Below are 23,354 nucleotides of genomic sequence, written 5' to 3' on the forward strand. Positions count from 1 at the left end.
AGCAGAGAGAGGACCAAATTAAATCATTTCTATTTCATTGCTGGGAGGATTGTTCATGAACAAAAATAGATTCAGGCATCTGCTGATCGGTCTAATGGCATTGCTGCTCATGCTGCCGCAAGGGATTGGGGCGGTCGCGGCGGCAGAGGCGGAGCAAGGCGCGGCAGTATCAATGTCGGCGCTGTCGACAGGGGGGACGCAGGTGTCCGATTTCTACAATGTCATTATGCAGGTGGGAGCCGATCCTTGGGTGTACAAGCACACGGACGGCTATTATTACAACGTCTTCGTCAATGGCAGCGGTATTATGATTCGCAGAGCGACGACGATTACCGGCATTGACACGGGCGAGAGGAGTCTGGCCTGGAAGCCTGTTCCTGGCACGATGTACAGCTCCAACGTGTGGGCGCCGGAGATGCATTATCTGCAGGATACCGACGGCAGCTACAAATGGTATATCTACTTCGCGGCCGACAACGGAACGAACGCCAACCATCGCATGTACGTGCTGGAGAACGCGAGTTCCGATCCGATGACCCCAACCTGGGAGTTCAAGGGGAAAATAACCGATTCCACCGACCGCTGGGCGATCGACGGCACGGTCATGACGGTAGAGGATAAGCATTATTTCATCTGGTCGGGCTGGGAGGAAACGGACGGAAGCTTCCAAAATCTGTACCTCGCGGAGATGAGCAATCCATGGACGATCAGCTCGGAACGGGTGCTGATCTCGACGCCTGACCATGACTGGGAAACATCTCCGGGCCGAATCAATGAAGGTCCCGAGGTGACGATACGCGGCAATTCGATCAACCTGGTCTATTCGGCGAACGGAAGCTGGACGGACAGCTACTGCCTGGGTCTGATTACGGCTCATATCGGCGATGATTTGATGGATCCCGATTCCTGGACCAAGAAGGAGGAGCCGATCTTCTCCAGCGCGAACGGCGTGTTCGGTCCGGGCCATCACAGTCTCACCACCTCGCCAGACGGCAGCGAGGATTGGATCATCTATCATTCCGCCCGCTGGCCGGGATCGGGATGGACCCGCAATGTCCGGGCGCAGAAATTCACCTGGAATGCGGACGGAACGCCGAATCTGGGAGAGCCCGTCGATCCGAATACGCCGATTGCCTTGCCTTCGGGCGAACCGCCGCGCCAGCGCTATGAAGCGGAAGCGGCTTCGCTGACGGCAGCTTCGGGGGGAGAAATCGGACCGGCTGTCTGGCGGGACAGCGCCGCTTCGGGCGGTATGAAGCTCGCTAATATGAAGGATGAGGGCGACGCTGCCGAATTCACGGTCAATGTGCCGGAAGCGGGCTTGTATGCGCTTTCTGTGCGCAACGCCAACGGCTCGCCCAGCGGAACGGACGCTTCGCATATGCTGTCGGTGAACGGCGGCCCCGGCTTCAAATTGGGCATCGTCTACTCCGGATGGGATCGCTGGGGAGTGACTACGGCGAAGGTGTATCTGAGGCAAGGCGACAACAGCATTCGCTTCGATACGGGCGTCAACGTTGCCGAAATAGACAGCATGGATGTCGTCAGGCTTGAGGGGGATTCGGAGCTCGCGTTCGAGGCTCCGGGGCTTACGCTGGGCTTGGGGGAAAGTCGCAGCCTGTATGTGTATGCGCTTACAGGTGATGATGCTTCCCCGGTGGACGACGGAGTTTCCTTCCAATCCTCCGATCCGGAGGTTGCAGCGATAGCTGGGAACGTCGTCACGGGGCTCAAGGGTGGCAGTGTTACGATTACCGCGACCTATAACGGACGCACGACTGCAACTGCGGTGACTGTAGCCGCTGAGCCGAAGTCCGCGCAATCCATTGCGCTTGGCGGAATGGAGCATATCCTGACTGCTGAACTGACCGGACAGCTGCGTCTCACGGCGCGGTACAATACCTATGAGGAACGGGATGTCACGGAAGAGGCCGCATACACCAGCAGCAATACCGACGTGGCCAAGGTGACGGCCGTCGGCGAGCTATACGACACCGCGCCGGGCGAGACGGTGATTACGGCCGTGTACGGCGGACGGGAAGCGCAGTTCCACCTGACGGTCGTTCCTGCGGGGAATCCCTCTCAGTCGCCGCAAGTCGCGACTCTGGTGAAGACTCCCTCCGGCGTGACACCGAGACTGCCGAGCGTAGTGGATGTTGTCTACAACGGGGAGAGCGGTACTGCGGGGATTGACTGGAAGCTGGAAGGGATGGACTTCAATACACTCGGTACGGTTCAAGTGCCCGCCTCCTTGATCTGGAATGGCGAGGAGCTTCCCGCGGGGATTGCCGTGGAGGTTGTTCCGGGATGGGGCCTGGACGCGATTGTGAAGGAAGCTCGCGGCAGAATAGAGAGCTTTTCCTATCCGCTGGGCGACGGCCTTGGCAATTATAGTCCGGGCGCATACCAAGTCCTGCTGGATCAGCTCGACCATGCTGAGGCTTTGTCTGCGGATGCCGGGCTGACAGAGGAGCAGTTCAACCAGGAGCGGGAGGCGCTTGCCGACGCCGAAGCGGACTTGTTAGGCTCGCTCAAGCTGACGCAGGATGGCGTGACGTATAATGCGTACCGGGATTTCTCAGGCGACGAGACGGGCAAATATCCTTTCGGCATTACCGTCGAGGATTTGACGAACGGCGCCGAGGCTAAGGTGCAGGAGGAAGAAGGGAATAAATTCCTTCGGCTGACTACGGGTTCCGCCTCCGGCAAAGCGAATCTGTTTCTTCCTTATTTGGGCGAGGTGACGGCCGCTGGAGATCAACGCATCGTCATCGAATATCGCGCCCGATTGAACAGCAGCTTCCAGTACGCCAATGGCGCCATGGTGCGCAACGATAGCGGCAACGGCAATTATTCGATGGTCACCGCGTTCGACCGGGACAAGATTGTTGTCCAGAACGGAGCGTCGAACAAGGTCAAGGTGACGGATTTCGAGTACAATACCTGGTACAAATTCCGGATGGAAGCGAACTGGGACGCCAAGACGTACACCGTCTATCTGAACGATGATCCGGTTCCGGTGGCTGTCGACTACGCCTTCCGTCATACAGGCGGGGACAAGCTGACCGGCCAGCGTTTCGGCATTGACGGCTACGCGAACGCTTCGATCGACTATGACGATTTCAAGGTTATGGTGACAGGAGACTCGCAGGCCGCTCCCGAGGGGCTTGGGGTTGTGAACGAATCGGAGTCCGGCGCCGGAGACGGCCGTATTACCGGCGTGAATGCGCTCATGGAATGGTCCGCCGATCAAGGCGAGACCTGGTCTGCTGTAGAGGGAGAGACAATTCCGAATCTGTCGACGGGAACGTATTGGGTTCGATATAAGCAGACGGATAATGAACCGGCCAGCCCCCATGCGGTTCTGACTGTGCAAGAGAGGGGGATGATCTCGGAGGAGGGTGGAGCAGGCGATTTCCCTCTTGCGGCCAACGGATCGGCGGCGACGATCTGGGTGGATGCCGGGGAGGAAGCTCCGGTGGCACGCGTGGTGACGGATTTGAAGGCGGACGTGGAGCGCGTCACGAATCTGGACGCTGCCTTGAGCAGCGCGGCCGCCCTGCCCTCGGGTCCCGTCGTGATCGTGGGCACACTGGATGGGAGCGCTCAAATTCGGAAGCTGGTGGACGAAGGGAAGATCACCGGGAATGAAGTAAGTGCGATTAAGGACCAGTGGGAGGCCTATCTGATCAAGGCGGTGGACGAGAATACGCTCGTTGTCGCGGGATCGGATCCGCGCGGAGCCGTCTATGGCGTATACGAGCTCTCTGAGCAGATGGGCGTCAGCCCGTGGTATTTTTTTGCCGATACGGCCATTCAGAAGAAGAATGCGGTCTATGTCGCCGAAGGGACGTCCGTCACTGACAAGCCCGATGTGCAGTATCGCGGAATCTTCATCAATGACGAGGAGAAGCTGAGCCGCTGGGCGACCGAGGTGTTCGGGGATCCCGACACGATGGGGCCGAAGACATATGCCAAGATCTTCGAGCTGATTCTGCGGCTGAAGGGCAACTACCTGTGGGCCGCCATGCATGTGAATTCGATTAACAATGTGCCGGGCAATATCGATCTCGTGCAGCAATACGGCATCGTGCTGGGCTCCAGCCACGCGGACATGCTCCTGCGGACGAATGTTCACGAATGGAATGCGTGGAAGCAGGATTATGCCGAGCAGCATGACCTTAACGCAGCGGATATTCAATATGACTATACGGTTAGCAAAGACGCGCTGCTCCAATATTGGCGGGAAAATATTGAGCGTCACCAAGACACCGACGCCCAGTGGACGCTCGGGATGCGGGGGCAGCATGACGAGCCGTTCACCACGGCCAATCTGATGTCCGATGAATATCAGCGTCTCGGAGACAATCTGGAGGACCGGAAGGCCGGGCTCATGAATGAGATTATTCGAGATCAGCAGCAGCTGCTGAAGGAGGTTCTGGGCGAGAACAAATACGCGAAATCCTTCCAGGCGTTTATCCCGTACAAGGAAGTGCTGCCGATCTATAACAACCCGACCTTCGATCTGCCGGACAATGTGACGGTGATCTGGCCCGATGACAATCACGGGATGATGCGGGGGATGCCGGGTGCGGAGGAACGCGCTCGCGAAGGCGGACACGGGCTGTACTATCATGTTTCCTACTGGGCTCCTGTCGACCAGAGCTATCTGTGGCTCAGTTCCCTTCCCCTCAGTGTGATGGGAGAGGAGCTCGGCAAGTCCTGGGAGCACGGCATTCGCAAATCCTGGATCTTGAATGTGGGCGATATCAAGCCGCAGGAAGCGGAGACGACCTTCTTTATCCGTTATGGATGGGATGTGGAGAAGTACAAGAACCAGGGGGATCAATTTCTGAAAGACTGGATCGGCGAGCATTTCGGAAGCTCATATAGCGATGAGGCAGCCGATATGCTTACGACCTTCTACCAGCAATCGATCGTCCGAAAGCCGGAGCATATGAAGGACGGATTGTTCAACCAGACCCATTATGGGGATGAGAGCGCCAAACGGATGGCTGCGTATCAGGATTTGTTCGACCGCGCGGCGGCGATCTATGACGCGCTGCCCGATACGCAGAAGACTTCCTTCTATGAGCTGGTGCAATCCAAAATCAACTGGGCGTACTATGTCAATAAGGCGTATTATTATGCGGATCGAAGCAATCTGGCCTTCGATCAGGGGAGGATGGCTTCCGCCGATTCGATGCTCAAGCTGTCGCAGGAAGCCGATCTCGCGAAAAAAGCGGAAATCGCCTATTACAGCACAATTGCTGACGGCAAATGGAGCGGGTTCATCGATCCTGAGGTCGCGTCGCCGCCCGTCATTAACCAGCTTCCACCCGGCACGCCGGCGCTGGTGCTGGGCGATCCGTTCCTCGGCGTGATTGTCGAAGGCGAGACTTCGCCTGGGGAGGACTCCGAGCTGAAATTCTCTCCGTACAATCAAGATGCCAAATTCATCGACGTCTTCAATCAGGGAGCGGGCAGCGTCGATTGGACGGCTGACAGCGATCAGCCATGGGTGCAGCTCTCCGTCTCGGGGGGAACAATCTACGATGAGACTCGCATCTGGGTCACTATTGATGATATGGAGGCGCACAAGGGTGAAACGGCAGTGATTGCTGTTCGCGATACGGCGGCGGCCAATGTCGTGAAGACCGTCGATATTGCGATCGAAAATCCGGCGATAGCTTTGTCGGCCATTACCGGCTATGCCGAGGCTGACGGCTATGTGTCGATGGAGGCCGAGCATTACAGCCGATTAAATGAGAAGGGCGACAAGACCTGGCAAGTGATTCATGATGCGGGCCGCGGGTTCGGCCAGGATGTCATGCGCGCGTATGCTCCCGATCTGGGAGCCGTGGAGGAGAACGAGGTTGCCGCAGCCTCTCCGAGCCTGGAGTACGATATGAATCTGACCTCTTCGGGACAGTTCCCGCTTGAGATCTATCGGATTCCCACGTTGAACGCGAAGGGAAAGGTCAGGTTCGCCGTATCGGTGGACGACGGAGACCCGATCGTCGTGGAATCCGCTGCGTCCGATGAAGGGCAAGGCACGATCTGGGTGAGCAATCTGTTTCATATGATCGAGAAGCATGTCGTGCAGCTGCCCGCTCTGACGGCCGGCAAGCATACGATCAAGCTGTGGATGGTGGATAACTTCATCATGATCGACAAGCTGGTGCTGTACACCGGTCCGGAGGGTGTCGTGTCTGCCGAGCTTGGCCCCGACGAGAGCTATAATGATGTTTACAATACGTCGTTCAGCCCCGGTGCCGAATCGCTGCCCGGAGCCTTGACGGCAGCCGAGCCGAAGGATATTCCGGCGGGCTGGGGAGCGGGGGCTTTCGTTGAGACGGACGGCAAGGTAAGTCTTGAGGTCGAATATGCCATGGAGCATGTGCTGGAATCCGAAAGCCAGGTTACGGCGGACATGAAGGCGTATACGGTCTCCAAGCGGGAGAAGGCTTCCGAGATGCCGGGCAAGCTTCCGAACGGCTGGCGTCTCACGCAATCCGATACCGGCATGGCCATGCGCCTTCCCGATCTGGGCGGACAGTGGTCGGAGGATGAGCAGTATCCCGTCTATAGTCCGGAATTGACCTATAACATCCAGTTCGGCAATACGGGGACGTATCAAGTCTGGGTTCGCTGGAAGTATGTGGACAACGCCTCCGATTCCATTCGAGGCGGCCTGGACGGCAGTCTCGGCAGCTTCCCCGGAGATGTTTACTTCAGCAATAGTCTGGATGAGAAGTGGCATTGGAAGAAGGTAGGAAGCGTGAATGTCGCTGCAACAGGCGAGCATGCCTTCAGCCTGTGGATGCGCGAGGACGGTCTGTCGATCGACCGCATCTATTTGACGAAGAGCGGCGAAACCCCGACCGACGCCCTCTGGAGCCCGTCCCTTCGGACGGAGAGCGCGGCGGGTCAGCGGCTTCAGGCAGCGGTGAACGCAAAGCGCGCTGCGATGTCCGGCATCTCTTATCCGCTGGGCGACGATCTTGGCGATTATCGTCAGAGCGCCTATGACGCCTTGATGAACGCGCTGGACGCGGCGGATGCGCTCGCGGCGAGCGGGACGGCAACGAAGGGGCAAGCGGATGATGCGTTGAATGCTATTGCGACGGCCGAAGCGGCTTTTGAGAGCTCTCTTGTCCTGACGAAGGACGGCGTGATGTACAACGCCTATCGGGACTTCGAGCATGACAGGGAGGGCGAGCTTCCTTTCGGAATCGATGCCGTCAAGCTTCAAAGCGGCGGCGCGGCGCAGATTGCGGAGGAATCCGGCAATACGTTCCTGCGGCTTACGACCGGCTCCGGCAAGGGCTATGCGAACCTGTTCCTGCCCTACACGGGTCTGGTGTCTGCAACCGGCGACCGGAGAGTCGTTGTTGAATATTCCGCGCGCTTTCATGGGGGGCTGCAATATGCGAATGCGTTCCTGCCGAAGAATGAAGCAGGGGCTTATGCGATGACCGTGGCCTTCGAAAATGTCGGCGATGATCCGTGGGTGAAAGTGGCGGATTCCTCCGTCAAGAAAAACGTGAAGCCGTTCAGCTATGATACCTGGCATCACTTCAAGATTGTTGCCGACATGGAGGCGCAGACCTACAGCGTCTACATGGATGACGAGCTAATCGCGGACAGCTTCGCCTTCCGGACGACGGGCGGCACGGAGCTGTCGGGTCATCTGTTCGGCATCGACAACTTCGCGAACGGGCAAGTGGATTTCGATAATATGAAGGTCAGCGTAACCGGAGGACCGAAGTCTGCGCCCGAGGGGCTTGGGACGATCGACGAGACGGCTGCCGGCGCTGATGACGGCCGCATCACCGGCGTAAATTCCCATATGGAATGGTCATCCGATCAAGGCGATACGTGGACGGTCGTAGAAGGGGAGGAAATATCGAATCTGTCGCCGGGGACATACTGGGTGCGCTATCGGGCGACGGACAGCTACCAGCCAAGTTCTCATGTGGAATTAACGCTAGCGGCCTATCATCAGCCGATTCAGGTTGTCGGCGTCAGCCTGGACAAGACCAGCGTGCAGCTCTATACGAATCACGGAAGCTCGACCGTCCAGCTTGCCGCCGCTGTGGAGCCTGCCGGTGCGGCCGATAGAACCGTGACATGGAGCAGCTCCAATCAGGCCGTAGCAACGGTAGACGAGAACGGCCTGGTTCGAGTTCATGCCTCCGGCACAGCGGTCGTTACGGTGACGACTGCGGACGGCGGTTTCACGGCAACTTGCGATGTGACGGTGTCCGTCTATAACAATGATGGCGGAGAAGAAGACAGCGGTTCAGGCTCAGGCTCAGGCTCTGGATCGGGATCGGGGTCGGGCAGCTCGGGCGGTTCCTCCGCTCCAACCAAGACCGTCGACACAACAGAGAACAAGGATGGCAGCACGACGACCGTCGAATCCGATTCCGCAACCGGAACGGTGACCGAGACGACCGATTGGCCTAACGGCGACCGTCTGATCGTCGTCAAAGAACGAGATGGCTCTGTTGCGGAAAGCTTCACGGGGCAGGATGGAAGCAAGCGCGAGGTCGTAACAAAGCCCGACGGAAGCAGCCGCTCCGTCGTCAGGGATTCCGAGGGCGTTCAGATAGAGACCGTTACGACAGCCCTGGGAGAAGTAACGGCCGACGTTCATTTGCCCGCAGGCGTAACACAAGCGCGGATTACGGTTCCGGCCGGGCACGCCTCCGCTTCCACGGTGGCGGTTGTGGTTGGAGAAGACGGCTCGAGGCGTATCCTGGGGGATTCCTTGTTCAGTGAAGGCGGCCTTAGCTTCCTGGCCAAGAGCGACATGACGGTTGAGCTGATTGACAATGAGGTCAGCTTCGGGGATGTGCCCGGCGACCATTGGGCGGCCGAGGCGATTGCCTTCGCCTCCAGCCGCGAGCTGTTCCTCGGGACGGAGCCGGGGGTATTCTCCCCCGATGCCTCCATGAGCCGCGCCATGCTCTTCACCGTGCTGGCCCGTCTGGACGGCGTCCCTACCGAGGGAGGCGCGTCCTGGTACGGCAAGGCGCAGGAATGGGCCGTGGCCGGCGGGATCAGCGACGGCAGTGCGCCAGAGGCGGCCATTACCCGGGAGCAGCTGATCGCGCTCCTGTACCGGTACGCCGGCGAGCCCGCTGGGATCGGAAGCGGCAAGAGCTTTGCGGACAACGGTGACATATCCGCTTGGGCGAGGGACGCGATGAGCTGGGCGGTGAACGCTGGAATCTTGAACGGCAAGCCGGGGAACCTTCTGGCGCCGGCCGGCACGGCCTCCCGGGCCGAGGTGTCCGCTATGCTCGCTCGCTTTATCGCTTGGCGGAGCGAGCAACTGAGCTACTGAACGGATAGAGAAGTATAAAGTTAAAACCAAGGAGTCAAGCGATCTATTCCGCCTTGGCTTCTTGGTTTTTTGATAATAATAGCGAATAAAATTTCGGGTAGGGTTCTACCGTCTGGAGCTGATTACGAACGATACAACACGATCCCAGGCAGTAATCCAAATTGCAGCGTCGGTGACCAGCGTTACAGCCCCATCCCGAACTGTTTTCCACTCTGCAGTGTAGGTGAGCAGCGTTGCAGGAGCGGAGAGAGTCCGAGGAGGAACTGCAGTGCAGGAAACCAGCGTTGCAGGAGCGGAGAGAGTCCGAGGAGGAGCTGCAGTGCAGGAAACCAGCGCTAATGGGACCGTTGGAGCGAGAGGTAGCGCTGGCAGGCTGTGTGCTTGCAAGGAAAAAGACGCTCAGCGCTCGCGCGAATCGAATACCATGCAGTAGCAGTCCATAGCTTCATCGCCCGCTATTCGCTCGTATTGGTCGGTGATGCGAAAGCCCGCCTTTTCATAGGAACGAATTGCCCGCTGATTCCACGTCCACACCTCCAGGTCGATCTCATCCAGCGGTTCTCGGCGCAGAGCCTCCAGCGCGGCCAGACGGGCGAGCCGCGAGCCGAGTCCTTGTCCGCACAACTCGGGATGCAAGCCCAAGCCAAGTCTGGTGACTCCCGACATCGGGAAGAACTGTGCATAGCCAATCAAGCGGCCATGGACGTCCACGACGCCCGAATATTGCTGCGCACGCAGGGCGGGATCGCCGAACTCGATCCCGTCCTTCTTCATTTTGTCCCAGGAAGGCCAGTTATAGATGCTGTAAGGCGGTTCGTAGCGCCAGCCGCAGAGCTGCTCGGCATGCCCTTCCTGGAGAGGTAGAATGGTCATTTCGGGCTCTGATGGTTTATAATAGGGTATAGTGTTCGCATTTGTCATAGGTTTATTATATCAGATTCATGGCGGCAGCCCATCCTGCTGAGCTTGCTGTTTGACCATAGGGATAAGGGGATGGATTGGCGGAATGAAGAAGCTGCTGTGGATAGGCAGTCTATCCTATTTGGTTATCGGAATTGCACATGTGATTGGCGGCTCCGTGCTGGAGGAGCTTATCGCTTATTACGGCGTCTCCTATAAGGACGGCGGCCAATGGATTATGAATCAATTCTCGGGATTTCTGATCGGGGTCCTTCTTACTCCGGTATTGACATCAAGGTTGGGCAAAAGAACGACCGTGCTCATCGCGCTCGGCTTGTTGACCGTAAGCGAAGCGGGCTACAGCCTCCTGCCGGATTGGGGCTGGATGCTGGCCTTCGCGCCGGTTGCGGGCTTCGGCTTCGGCATGACGGAGGCGGTGGTCGGCGCGATGATTATCGATTTGATCAAGGGGAAGGCTGCGGCCATGAGCCGATTGGAAACCTTCTTCGGCGTCGGGGCGCTGCTGATTCCAATAACGGCAGCTTATCTTATTCAAGAAGAGATATGGCAATTCTCCTTCCCGATTGTGGCGGCGATGGCGGGGATATCCTTCGTCTTCTGGCTGACGCTGTCCTTCGGCAAGCTGGATGGCGAGCTTGGCATGCCGGTCAGAGAGAAGAAGGGGGAAGAGAAGAACGACGGAAAGCCGGGGACTCCGCTCAGCTTGGGCTACGACTCCCGGGCGTTGTCCTTCCTCATGACAGCCGCCATGTTCTTCATGATCTATGTCGGTCTCGAGATGAGCTTCTCCAATTATTTGCCGTCGATTCTGCTCATTCGCACAGGCATGTCCGATGTGTCGTCGACAGCGGCATTAAGTCTGTTCTGGCTGATGGTTGTCGCAGGCAGGTTGTTCGCGGGCATTATCGCGGAGCGCATTCGTTACGGGAGATATTTGCTTCTTACAACGCTAGGCTCCGTCGCTACCTTCATGCTGATGGCGTTCTTCGATAATGGCGCGCTGACGCTTCTGTTCGTCGCGCTGAGCGGCTTGTTCTTCTCCGGCATATTCGGTATCGCTCTCGTCTACGCCAACAGTCTGCTTCCCGGTCAGACGGAGCGGACGACCAGTCTGCTGGTTGCTTCCGGCGGAATTGGCGGCGCTATATTCCCGAGATTGACAGGATGGATGATGGATCGGTACGATGTGCAAGCTACGATTGAATTCATCACGGTGTTAGTTGCCTTTATGCTGTGCGTTCTGCTTATGATGCTATGGCTGGGGAAGAGGCATGCATGGCCGGGCTCTCGCAGACCTAACTGACCTAACTGACCTAACTGCGCAGGCTTCAACAAGCGATAAGAGGAGTGAGGGATGGGGCGAAGTCTTGTCCGAGTAATCGGATACGGCCGCCTCGAGATGAAGAAACGCCTTGCGGCGTCCTTACCAAGTAAGGGAGCCGCAAGGCGTTTCTTGCAATTGATCTGGGCATTAAGCTTCTTGCGTGTACAATGCGAATTCCTTCTCGTCCATAACACGGCGGGCTGTAACAAAACGATTCTTATAATAGGAAGAGTCCAGCTTCTCAAACGTTACGCCGCGACTTGTCGATGCATGGGCGAATTCTCCGTCGCCGACATAAATGCCGACATGAGTAATGCCGCCGTTGTTCTTGCCGCTTGTGTCGAAGAACACCAAGTCCCCAGGCTGAAGATCCGCCTTCGCGACCTTTGTGCCGATCGTTGCTTGATCTCTTGAAACGCGAGGAAGATCGATGTTCATCTTGGCGAAAACATAACCGGTAAAGCCGGAGCAATCGAAGCCCTTCGTGGTTGTGCCGCCATAACGATACTTCGTGCCTTCTACCTTGCTGATAATGCCTACCATCTCGGAGCTTGCGAATACGCTTCCCGCCTGAAAAGCGATGAGCAGGGTAAGTCCCAATACCAAAACGCTGAACTTCTTCTTCAAGTTGTAGTTCTCCTTCCGGTGCCGACGAGGTTAGCTGTGGGGTTCGGTTGAAGGTTTTCCCTATGGTCTCTCAGGCGCCGCTTGTTCATGCATGCGTCAAGACCAATTCACCCAAAGTGGTTCCCCCGTTTCCCGATAGGGAATTAGGCAAATCATTCCTATGAATCTCTAAAGCTTATAATAATGAGATTTTGTAGTTTTGTGTTGAAAGTGAGAAGATTCTCATATAAGAAATGCAAAATTTGCGTTTCAAAAGCGTTTCTTGTGGTTATAACCCTTGTTTTTAGCACTGTATGGGACAGTCGGGGCGTGTAATTTGGCCGGATATTGTGTATGATATAAGGATAAATATTTCCCTTGGGAAAGGTTGGTCGCAATGGAAAGCGCAGTGGAGAACAAGACATCATCTAACTTTATCAAAAGCATTGTTGTAGACGATCTGAAGAGCGGCCGCGTGCAGGAGGTTGTAACTCGCTTCCCTCCCGAGCCGAACGGCTATCTGCATATCGGCCACGCGAAGTCGATTTGTCTGAACTTCGAGCTGGCCGACGAGTTTGGCGGCAAGACGAATCTCCGGTTCGACGATACGAATCCGGTCAAAGAGGATACAGAATACGTAGACGCGATTCAAGAGGATGTGCGCTGGCTTGGCTTTGATTGGGAGGAGCTTCGCTTCGCCTCCGATTATTTCGAGGAAATGTACAATCGCGCGGTGCTTCTTATTAAGAAGGGCAAGGCTTATGTCTGCGATTTGAATGCGGAGCAGACTCGCGAGATGCGGGGGACGCTGACCGAGCCGGGCAAGGAGAGTCCGTATCGAGGTCGCAGCGTGGAGGAGAACCTGGATCTGTTCGAGCGGATGCGCGCAGGCGAGTTCAAGGACGGAGAGCGCGTGCTTCGGGCGAAGATCGATATGGCTTCGCCGAATATTTCGCTGCGCGACCCGGTGCTCTACCGAATCTCGCATTCGAATCATCACCGTACGGGAGACGCATGGTGCATCTATCCGATGTACGATTACGCGCATCCGATCAGCGATGCGATCGAGGGCATCACGCATTCAATCTGCACGCTGGAATTCGAGGATCATCGCCCGCTGTACGATTGGGCGATTAGCGAATGCGAGATGGAAGCGACGCCGCATCAATACGAATTCGCCCGTCTGAACGTGACGAACACGATTATGAGCAAGCGGTATTTGAAACGGCTGGTGGACGAGAACGTCGTTGACGGCTGGGATGATCCGAGGATGCCGACCATCAGCGGCATGCGTCGCAGAGGCTATACGGCGGAAGCGCTGCGCGCGTTCTGCCGCGAGATCGGGGTCGCGAAGAGCAACAGCGTAGTGGACGAGCGGTATTTGGAGCATTTTATCAGAGAAGATCTGAAGCTGAAGGCGATGCGCACGATGGCGATTCTGCGGCCGCTGAAGGTTGTCATCACGAATTATCCGGAAGGCGAGTCGGAGCTGCTGGATGCGGAGAATAACGCGGAGAATGAAGCGATGGGCATCCGTCAAATTCCGTTCTCCCGCGAAATCTATATCGAGCAGGATGATTTCATGGAGAATCCTCCAAGCAAGTATTTCCGTTTGTTCCCCGGCAACGAGGTGCGACTGAAGCATGCGTATTTCATTACGTGCCAAGAAGTGATCAAGGACGAGAGGGGAGAGGTCGTGGAGCTGCGTTGCACCTACGATCCGAAGACGAAGAGCGGCACGGGCTTCACGGAGCGCAAGGTGAAGGGCACGATTCATTGGGTGGAAGCCTCGCAGGCGATTCCAGCGGAATTCCGACTGCTCGAGCCGCTCATGCTGAACGACGAAGAGCTGGCGGACAAGGATTTCATGGAGCGCCTGAATCCAAACTCGCTGCAGACGCTGGAAGGCTTCGTAGAGCCGAATATGAAGGGCGTCTTGCCCGGAGAGAAATTCCAAATGTTCCGGCACGGTTATTTTAGCGTAGACGGGAAGGACAGCAACGAGGATAAGCTGGTGTTCAATCGCATCGTCTCGCTGAAGAGCTCCTTCAATCCGGCCAAGGCTTAGGGCAGGTTAGAGCCCGGGCAATGCAACAGCCTGTCAAGCATGCAGCTTGGCAGGCTGTTGTTGAACGTTGCGTCAGTTGCGTCAAGGGCTTCGTTCCCGAAAATGATCTGTGGCGATGCTAGACGGCGATTGGGGAAGCAAAGCGAGCCGGTGATGAATAGCGGCAGAAGGCGGTGACGGAATGTCGCGAGAGGACAGGAATCAAGAGCTCGAAGTGCCGGGCAGACCGACGGGGCGAGAAGAGGAGCATCCCTATCTGATCGCGGACGGCGAGCCGCTGCGCGGCTTGATCATTGCGGGCGGCTTAAGTCGGCGCATGGGAGAGGACAAAGCTCAGCTGATGATCGGCGGGGAAGCTTTGCTGACGGGGCTCGTGAGGCAGATGCTGCCTCTGACGCAATCGCTCGTTGTCGCTGCGGGAACGAGCGAACGGGCGGATGTCTATCGTAAGCTGCTGGGCGAATATGCGGAACGGGTAAGCTTCGTTACGGATCAGTATGCCGGGAAGGGCCCGCTCGCCGGCCTGCATGCCGGATTGACCGCCTTGCAGGGAGACGGTTATGTGTTCGTCATGGCATGCGATATGCCGAAGGTCAGTCGATCGCTGCTTGCGCGGCTAATCGACGCATGCGGCGACGGGGAAGATGCGATTCATGTCGAGGGCCAGCCCTTCCATGGGCTGTATCGGACAAGCGCCGCTCGTCATGCCCGCGAAGCGCTCCAAGCGGATCAATTGCGGTTCATGTCCTTCCTGGAGCGGATTCGAACGATGGAGCTGCACGCTCTTTCCGCGGAAGAAGAATCGGAGCTTGTGAATCTCAACACGCAGGACGACTATAACCGGTATAGGGAACGTAGGATAGAATGAGGTGCTTCCAAGCTGAAGAGAATAATGGATTTTGACATCATGGATGCGGAGCCTGCCGATTTGGGCGGCATTGTGGCGATCTATAATTCCACGATTGCGGGCCGCATGGTTACCGCCGATCTGGAACCTGCCACGATAGAGAGCAAGCGAGGCTGGTTCGAGGCGCATTCCCCGGACAAGAGGCCGATCTGGGTGGCGCGGAGACGGGAGAGCGACGAGATCGCCGCGTGGCTTAGCTTTCAATCCTTCTACGGGAGGCCGGCTTATGACGGGACGGCAGAGATCAGCATCTATATCGCCGAGGCTTATCGGGGGCAGGGCCTGGGATCGGCACTAATCGAACAGGCAATCGCGGAGAGTCCCAGGCTTGCAATTACGACCTTGCTCGGCTTCGTATTCGGCCATAATGAGCCAAGCCTTTCGCTTCTTGCGAAATACGGCTTCGAGCAATGGGGCTTTCTGCCCCGCGTGGCGGTCTTGGACGGTATCGAGAGAGATCTCGTTATTTCCGGCAAGCGAATTTCTGCGGCAGGAGAAATGAATGAAGCGAGGTGATTGCCGTTAAGCTATTCGACAGAGCGTACAGTAAGCATTATGGCGTGAATCTGTTGCTATTGGGGCTTGCCGTGCTGTATGCGCTCATCATGATCAATCTGCTGTATTTTCGCGACCGTTCCATACATGACGGCCTCGTCTTCAATTGGACGCCGTTCGATACGATTAAGCGATATGTGAAATATCGGGATCACTTCACCATGGAGGCATGGGTCAAAAATTTGTTCGGCAATCTGGTCTTATTCATCCCGATCGGGATCTTCCTGCCGCTGCTCAATACAAGATTCGCCCGCAGCTTGTCGCTTGTTGCGGTGTGTATCGTTATTATTTTTTTCGTCGAAATGCTGCAAATGCTGTTCAAGGTCGGCAGCTTCGATATTGATGATATTCTATTAAATACGATCGGCGCCTGGTTCGGATTGCTGTTAACGAGACGGCTGCTGATGAAGAAGAGGAGATAGGCTATTGAGTCAGTTCTGGAGTCCGCTTGCTGCTTCGCTCACGCCTTATGTGCCGGGGGAGCAGCCCAAAGATAAATCCTATATTAAGCTGAATACGAATGAAAATCCTTATCCGCCTTCGCCGAAGGCGCTGGAGGCGATTGCTGCCGCGGCTAACAGTGATCTGCGACTCTATCCGGATCCGACCTGCGACGATCTGGTATGCGCAGCAGCCGAGCATTACGGTGTATCGCCGAGGCAAATCTTCGTCGGCAACGGCTCGGACGAGATTCTGGCCTTCGCGTTCGCGGCGTTCTTCAACCCGGCGAAGCCTGTGCTATTCCCGGATATTACGTACAGCTTCTATAAGGTGTACGCGAAGCTGTACGACCTGCAGCCGAAGCTGATCGAGCTCGATGAGAGCTTCGAAATTCCGCTGGAGCAATTCTCGGGCGAGCATGGCGGCATCATCATGCCGAATCCGAACGCGCCGACGGCCAAGCTGCTGCCGCTCGATGCGATCCGGCGGCTGCTTGACGCCAATCCGCATCAGGCGGTCATTATCGATGAGGCGTATATCGACTTCGGAGGCGAATCGGCTGTCTCGCTCGTGGACGAATATCCGCAGTTGCTGGTCATTCAGACTTTATCCAAGTCGCGTTCGCTTGCCGGTCTTCGCGTCGGCTTCGCCATCGGTTCTCCCGAGCTGATCGACGGGCTGAACCGGATCAAGAATTCATTTAATTCCTATACGCTCGACAGGCTGGCGCTCCAAGGGGCGGTCGCCGCTCTGCAGGACGCCGCTTATTTCCGCGAAACGACGGACCGTATTATCGAGACGAGAGATCGCGTCATGTCGGAGCTGCGCGAGCTGGGCTTCATCGTGACCGACTCGAAGGCGAATTTCGTCTTCATCTCCCATCCCGAGCGCGCCGCGAAGGAGCTGTTCCTGAAGCTGCGGGAGGAAGGCGTGCTGGTGCGCTACTTCGATTCCCCGAGAATCGATCAGTATCTGCGCGTCAGCATCGGTACGGATGAAGAGATGGATGCGTTCCTGAAGGCGCTGCGGGAAATGCTCAGGCAGTGAGGCGGCGAACTAGCTGAGAGCAGTAGGATAGATGAGGAAAGGCGAAGTAGAAAAGGGTAGAAGAGGATTGATAAGGAGAATGAGGACAGGCGAAGTAGAAGAAGATTGTTAGGTGAATGAGGACAGGCGAAGCTGGGGACAGAATGTGGCAGAGAAGAGCGCGACTACTCCCGGCATCGTCCTATGCGATTTCTTAGCAACGCTGCATGTCGCGTCTAAGCAGTCATTTGTACTGGAATTCCTCCAGCATATCTCCCTTATTAAGAGAAATGTAGATGATAACATGGAAAAACTCCTGCTTATTTTCCGAAACGAGGCGATTTCCGCCAAATCGTTCTCAATAAGCAGGAGTTTTTCCAGTTTAATGGTTGATTTATCGTATTGGTAGCTTATTATGAGGGAGCAAATCCACTTCTGCGCTTGCGGAAGCGACAGCCGCTCAGCTCGGCGACGCGACTTGGTGATTATGCGGCACCTGCTTAATATGCATTCACGCTTAGCCTCTTCAGCGTTTCCTCTATGAAGTAGGGCTCATCGTGAGGTGTGCGGGACGTAATCCAGTTCTCGTCAAGCACGACCGGCTGATCGATATAGTGCGCGCCTGCTTCGCTAAGCTCATCCTGCAGCTCGGGATAGGCGGTCAGGCTTCGTCCGGAAACGATGCCGGCCTTCTCAAGCAGCAGAGGGCCGTGGCATATTGCGGCGATTGGCTTGCCTTGCCTGTTCATCTCGCGCACGAAATTCAAGACGAGCTCGTTCTCCATCAGATGCGCTGGAGACATGCCTCCGGGAATGATGAGGGCGTCAAAGTCGCCAGCCCTTGCTTCCTCAATCGACAGATGAGAGGTGTAGGCGATGCTGCGCTTTTTGCCCTTCAGCTCAACGCCCCTCTCCAAGCTTATAATAATGGCTTCATTACCGTTTCTGGTTACAGCATCATACGGTTGCTGCATCTCCGAATCCTCGAAATCGCTTGCTAGCAAGAACGCTACTTTATCGGCCATATATAACACTTCCTTCGTAAGAGAGATTGAGCATTCAATCCTTGATACGCCGCTATGGGCACTGCAAGTTGAATGTCTTTCTCTCTATTACCCGAAAGCCTGATCCGCGAATCATCCCATTATGGAATTCGAGATAAGGGGCCCGCTCATTCATACTGCTACTGCTTTATCTTCGGCAAGCGCCTACTCATACACAACATTCGCATAAAATTCCATCACATCTCGCAACAGCATATAGAATTCACCGTTCGTGAGCGAGTCAGGATTCGTTATCTGATCCAAGGTGGACTGAGCAATCCAGCCTCGCGACAGCATTTCCTCTACCGTCAGCTGCGGCGCTTCCTCGTTATCAATCGCATTGGCGATCGTTTTAACCGCCTGGTCAACCGAGACTGGCTGCTTGTCCGCATCCTCGATGCCGGCAATCGCGACCGATGGATCGCCTTTGAAGAAATCAGGGTGTGCTTTCGTTACGCGATTCATGCTGTAGACAATTCGCTGCCTATTGGATACGCCGTCAAGTTCGAACTGACTGTTAGTCTCTCCGCCGCTGGTGAGCAGCATGCTGACCGCCATATCCAATCCCTTGGAAGCTTTGTTGCTTAAATAATCAGGCGTGTCGATGGCGTTCATCGTCAAGTCCATGCCCTGATCAACCAATCTTGAGCGAAGCTCCGCGATCAGCTCCTTCGACCGGGAAAGCTCGCGTACGGTGACGCCCTGCTCGACTGCGAGCTTCACGGCCGCGCCGGCTGCTTGTCCGGTCGCCATGCCGACCGGAATCACTCGCGCGCTGCCATGCGGTAAGGAATCGAAGCTGGCAGCGCGTCCAACGACCAGCAATCCATCCACCTTAAGCGGAACGAGCGTGCGGAACGGAACGCCATATTGAGCAGGTGAATAGAGCACGTAGCCAGTGTCTGCCTCGCTAGCTTGAATATCAACATCGTAGGAGCCGTAGGCAACGGCATCCCAATAGTCGCGATTATGCAATAGATCAACCATCGTCAAGCGGTACTCGCCTTCAATATGACGCGTTTCCCGTACATACAGCTCATCAACGGTATAGGCAAAATCAAGATCTTTGAATTCTTTTAGCGTGTCTTTCAGATAAGCCGCTATGCGCGGCGCTTCCTCTTGACCAAGCTTGATCGCCTCTGCTCGGCTTGCCGGATCAAGCGGATCTACGCCGAGGATATGCATCGCGTTAATAAGAATCGTGCCGTCATTCTGGCGCCCGATATTGAGACCCCGCATCCTGATGCGTTCGGGATCGCTGGAGACATAATTTTTCGCCTCCGGGAAGCCCCAGGCGCTCATCGAGTCGATGCCAGTGCCTTGATGCTGCGCGAACGAATCCCAAATCTCCTGTGTCACGCCCTTCATGGCGAAAACCAGCGTAACCGCCATCTGCGCGTCCGGATCGCCGATATCCTCGCGTCCCATCGTATACGGCGCGCCAGCGGCGGCGGCGATATCGGCGTCCTGCGTCGCGTCAATGACCGCTGCGGCCGCAGGCTCCGCGACAGTGCCGTCCGCCATGGTGATTCGCATGCCGACGACCTTCACGTCGCCGGATTGATCGGTATCGGCCTCGTCTCCAGAGGCAGCGCCTGCTTCGTCGACGGTGTTGCTGCCAGCGTCATCTCCCGCAGCGCCGGTTGTGTTGCCTGTCACGCTGTCTGTGCCTCCGGTCGAAACGCTGTTCGGAGCAACATCCCCGTCTGTGCCGCCAGTCGAATCGCTGGCAGAGTCCTCGTCCTCGGCTGTCGCAACGATCGGCTCCATTTGCCGCACATTCATCAATAGATCGATGTTCGGCTCGGCTTTCACCATTTCGTAGAGCGCGTTGGCCGCTGTATTCACATCGAACGAGGTTCCTTCGAGCAGATCGTAAAATTCCTGAAAGATGCCCTTGTTCAGGAAATTATGCTTGCCGGACAAGGCAGATTGCACCGGCGAATAATTCAGATCCCATGTGTTAAGGCCTCCGACAGTGGCAAGCCCGCCAAGAATCTGTCTTCCTCTGCCGTCCACCAGCAGAACCTGCTCTCCATTGCGAGCTGCGGAGATCGCCGCGGCGATGCCCTCGGGATCGGTGCCGACGACAATGACATCATAGCTCGGCTGAACCTCGGCAACGGACACGACGGGCATTAACTCCTGCCGCTTATTTTTGTTGGTCGTATCATTCTTCTGCATCCAGAAGCTCGCTGCCCCGGTCGTTAGAAGCAAGACTGCGATAAGAGCTAGCGCAATAAGGTTCCGCATTGATTTTCGTTGACGTTCCTTCGATGGAGCGTTGCCCCCTACCAGCAAACCCTTCTTCGGCACATTGCCGAACAGCATCCAGGAGCAGGGAACCCATCTTGCAATTACGGCTACGGTCAGGCAGGAAGCCAGCAGCATGACGAGCCAGCCCCCGAGATAGCGGAAATGCTCCAGCATGGCCGAGCCGAAATTAGGCATATATTTTTCGTAAATGGACAAGAATAGCAAGTGAATCAAATAAACGCCGAAGGACAGCTGTCCAAGCCGATAGAATGTCGCCGATACGAATCTCGGCAGATGCCGATGGATAAAGTAAGCCGCGCCAATCAGCGCTAATGCTGCGAAGAACGTATGGAACGCCCACAGTTCCTCATACCAGACAGCAGGGTAGATCGTATTGTACAGTCTTGCGTTGTACCAAATCACGACATGGGTGATGGCAACGCCAAGCCAGATCGCGTAGATCGGCGCCCAGACCAGCAAGCGCACGCCAAGCGGCTTGCCCCCGTCTTCCCTCGACGCGACATAGGCGCGAAGCTTAGGATAGAAGATCCCCATCGCCGCGCCCGTCATGAAGTAGGAGAAGTAAGAGAGCGACCAGCTGCCTTTGTTCGAGAGCTGCCAATCATACAGATTCCAAAGCACGAATGCCCATTGTACGGCAAATCCAAGGGGAATGAGCCAGTAGGCCGTCTTCTTCCAACGCTTCGTAATGGCCAGCAAAATCGGGAACATGAGATAGAATTGAATGCTTATGAAGATGAAGTAGAGATGCGAATAAGCCTTGCCTTGCCAGAGATCGTCCAGGAAATCATGAAGCGAGTCCATAGAGAAGACAGGCAAATGAACGGCAAGCCGCACTCTAACAAAATAAATAATAGAGAATAGCACATAGGGAATAATAATATATAAGAGCCGCTTCTTATAGAAGCCGGTCACCAGCTTGCGGTCCAGCGGACGGTTATAATAGCTGTAGAACAGGACAAAGCTGCTGAGCATAATGAAAGTAGGCGTGCCGATGCGCATGAAGATGTTAATAAAGTTATAGAAGAAATAATAGGCTGAATCCTTCATGTCGATGGTAGCCGAGGCCGTCGCGTGAACAGAGATAACGGCAAGAATGGCAAGCGCCCGAACGATCTGCAGCTCGGGAATATGTTCTTTTTTTACAGGCATGTTCGATTTCATTCGTCTACCTTTCTCACTGCTGGATTGGGAGCGCGAAAGCGCGCGTATCTTGTCCATAGTATCACTCTCGCAATTGCGCGCGCAAGGAAATAGACTGTAAATCATAGACTAGAAATGATAATGAATTGTAAATAAAAGATTGCGCATACTAATGTAACGCCGAAAGCTCTATTAAAGTTGCATAGATGAGAATAACCTCATGCAAAGAAACAGCCCCTGAAAGAGGCTGCTTCAACAATGCCAAGGCTTGCCATTAGCGGGCATAAGCCGGTTATCTGACAACGAACGCCATCATCGGCTTTGTTCGCCGAACATGCTGATGTATGTGTGAGCGGGAGATTAGCTATTCTCGTCGAAGGCTTCCATCAACTCCTTAGCGCGATCGATATCGTTCTTCTTCACATGAATTCTTTTGATCGAATTGCCTTCCATCGTCACCTTGGCCTTCAATCCCTCGGCCTTGAAATTGGCATACAAGCGGTCGATATCATCCGCTCTGGCGCCGCTCTCCGTTCGCACGGTTACCCAAGAACTACCGAACAAACCCATACTTATCACCTCCTCTGATCCCAAGAAGCGCAATAGTGGAGACTCCCTTCATATGTATTCGTGTCCCATCCTGTTTCATGACAACGAAAATCATCGATATTCCATAAAATATTGAAGTGTCGGGGACGAATATCCGAAATTGGCGGTTGAATACGGGGGAATGAAGCCGCGGACTACCCTTGAGCGGCTCCATAATAACGTTTCCGATATTGAATGGCCGGGATGGACTCATATCTCCGGAACATTCGGCTGAAGTGGTTCAACGTCTGGAAGCCTGTAAGCTCTGCGATTTCCTTCAATGAATAGGATGTATTCACGAGAAGATCCTTTGCTCGCTGCAGACGCAATTGCCGCAAATACTCAGAGGGCGGCATTCCCATTGTTGTCCGGAAGAGGAGACGGAGATGGCTTTCGCTGATATACAGGTATTGGGCCAGGTTCGACAGCGACAGCCGTTTGTCCAGGTTTGCTTGCATATAGTCGCACAGCCGGCTGATGCGGGAATCGATTTCCTTAGGATAGTCAGGCAAATGGCGTCGCAGAATGTCCAGGATGCGAATAAACCAGGCTTGGAACGAGGCGTTTACGGCTAGCAGCGCGATCGTTTCATCGGTGTCGACCTTGCCGATAATCAGTTGGGGTTGATTCAAGGCGTTAAGCGTTTTGATTACTGCCAGGGCTTGCGACAGAAGCTTCGCGGTCAGCTCCGCCAGCTCGTGAAGGGCGGATGTATCATTAATCGTCGATTGCAAAGGCAGTTTGTATAATTCCACGAAGTTCAGGGAGCCTATCTTGATATCGCAGCCGATTGAATAGTAGTGGAACGGGGCGGAGGACGGCTTGCCCAATAACACGATGCGAGGTGTTTGAGGCGGGATGACGACAATATCTCCTGCTCGCACCTCATGTAGGAAACCGTTCACCTCTATCGTTCTTTCACCGTCCAGCACGAGCCATATAATCGTATTCGGGTAACTGGCACGCGGGAATTCCGTCTCGGCCTCCACGACATTCTCGATAACCCATGCCATTCGGATAAAGAGTTCTTCAATAAATTTGATCCTGCTGAGAATAGCCAACGGCATACAGACCTCCTTGTTCATTGCTGTCATCATAAT

13 protein-coding genes and 1 riboswitch are annotated in these 23,354 nt (G+C 55.5%); of the genes, 7 read left to right on the forward strand and 6 right to left on the reverse strand.

The window, feature by feature from the left end:
* The first annotated feature begins 55 nt into the window (after positions 1-55).
* The gene (locus tag HFP08_RS29300; RefSeq protein ID WP_240941403.1) at positions 56-9,355 is read left to right on the forward strand and encodes a glycosyl hydrolase 115 family protein; all 9,300 of its coding nucleotides are present in this window, start codon (positions 56-58) and stop codon (positions 9,353-9,355) included.
* Positions 9,356-9,754: 399 nt separating this feature from the next.
* Here HFP08_RS29300 and HFP08_RS14665 read toward each other — a convergent pair whose 3' ends face one another.
* The gene (locus HFP08_RS14665) at positions 9,755-10,228 is read right to left on the reverse strand and encodes a GNAT family N-acetyltransferase (RefSeq protein WP_240941404.1); all 474 of its coding nucleotides are present in this window, start codon (positions 10,226-10,228) and stop codon (positions 9,755-9,757) included.
* A gap of 133 nt (positions 10,229-10,361) precedes the next feature.
* Between HFP08_RS14665 and HFP08_RS14670 the strand changes: the two genes are divergently transcribed.
* Complete coding sequence (locus HFP08_RS14670; RefSeq protein WP_168121344.1) at positions 10,362-11,579, forward strand: MFS transporter; 1,218 nt, start codon at positions 10,362-10,364, stop codon at positions 11,577-11,579.
* Positions 11,580-11,747: 168 nt separating this feature from the next.
* Here HFP08_RS14670 and HFP08_RS14675 read toward each other — a convergent pair whose 3' ends face one another.
* Positions 11,748-12,227, reverse strand: a complete 480-nt coding sequence (locus HFP08_RS14675) for a C40 family peptidase (RefSeq protein ID WP_240941405.1) — start codon at positions 12,225-12,227, stop codon at positions 11,748-11,750.
* 4 nt (positions 12,228-12,231) lie between these two features.
* Positions 12,232-12,387, reverse strand: a riboswitch (cyclic di-AMP (ydaO/yuaA leader).
* Positions 12,388-12,603: 216 nt separating this feature from the next.
* Here HFP08_RS14675 and HFP08_RS14680 point away from each other — a divergent pair.
* The 5 genes from HFP08_RS14680 to hisC all read left to right on the forward strand — a co-directional run bounded on the left by HFP08_RS14680 (position 12,604) and on the right by hisC (position 17,224).
* Positions 12,604-14,274: a glutamine--tRNA ligase/YqeY domain fusion protein gene (locus tag HFP08_RS14680; protein WP_168121345.1), complete on the forward strand. Its 1,671-nt coding sequence runs from the start codon at positions 12,604-12,606 to the stop codon at positions 14,272-14,274.
* A gap of 181 nt (positions 14,275-14,455) precedes the next feature.
* Positions 14,456-15,142 (forward strand): molybdenum cofactor guanylyltransferase, encoded by a 687-nt coding sequence (gene mobA / locus HFP08_RS14685; protein WP_168121346.1) that lies wholly within the window; start codon positions 14,456-14,458, stop codon positions 15,140-15,142.
* 24 nt (positions 15,143-15,166) lie between these two features.
* Positions 15,167-15,697, forward strand: a complete 531-nt coding sequence (locus tag HFP08_RS14690) for a GNAT family N-acetyltransferase (RefSeq protein WP_168121347.1) — start codon at positions 15,167-15,169, stop codon at positions 15,695-15,697.
* Entirely contained in the window at positions 15,694-16,158 is a 465-nt protein-coding gene (locus HFP08_RS14695) for a VanZ family protein (RefSeq protein ID WP_168121348.1), read from the forward strand. The genes HFP08_RS14690 and HFP08_RS14695 overlap by 4 nt, the downstream gene beginning before the upstream one ends.
* Positions 16,159-16,162: 4 nt before the next feature.
* The gene (gene hisC / locus HFP08_RS14700) at positions 16,163-17,224 is read left to right on the forward strand and encodes a histidinol-phosphate transaminase (protein WP_168121349.1); all 1,062 of its coding nucleotides are present in this window, start codon (positions 16,163-16,165) and stop codon (positions 17,222-17,224) included.
* A 479-nt stretch (positions 17,225-17,703) separates the two neighbouring features.
* Here hisC and HFP08_RS14705 read toward each other — a convergent pair whose 3' ends face one another.
* From HFP08_RS14705 to HFP08_RS14720, 4 genes are all read right to left on the reverse strand, one after another.
* Positions 17,704-18,228 (reverse strand): type 1 glutamine amidotransferase domain-containing protein, encoded by a 525-nt coding sequence (locus HFP08_RS14705; RefSeq protein WP_168121350.1) that lies wholly within the window; start codon positions 18,226-18,228, stop codon positions 17,704-17,706.
* 183 nt (positions 18,229-18,411) lie between these two features.
* Positions 18,412-21,687: an FAD-dependent oxidoreductase gene (locus HFP08_RS14710; RefSeq protein ID WP_168121351.1), complete on the reverse strand. Its 3,276-nt coding sequence runs from the start codon at positions 21,685-21,687 to the stop codon at positions 18,412-18,414.
* A 339-nt stretch (positions 21,688-22,026) separates the two neighbouring features.
* On the reverse strand, positions 22,027-22,236 hold the full coding sequence (locus HFP08_RS14715) for a hypothetical protein (RefSeq protein ID WP_168121352.1): 210 nt from the start codon (positions 22,234-22,236) through the stop codon (positions 22,027-22,029).
* 173 nt (positions 22,237-22,409) lie between these two features.
* Positions 22,410-23,321: a helix-turn-helix domain-containing protein gene (locus HFP08_RS14720; protein WP_168121353.1), complete on the reverse strand. Its 912-nt coding sequence runs from the start codon at positions 23,319-23,321 to the stop codon at positions 22,410-22,412.
* Positions 23,322-23,354: the final 33 nt, after the last annotated feature.

It is taken from the genome of Paenibacillus sp. HB172176 (assembly GCF_011947265.1).
GTDB lineage: Bacteria > Bacillota > Bacilli > Paenibacillales > Paenibacillaceae > Pristimantibacillus.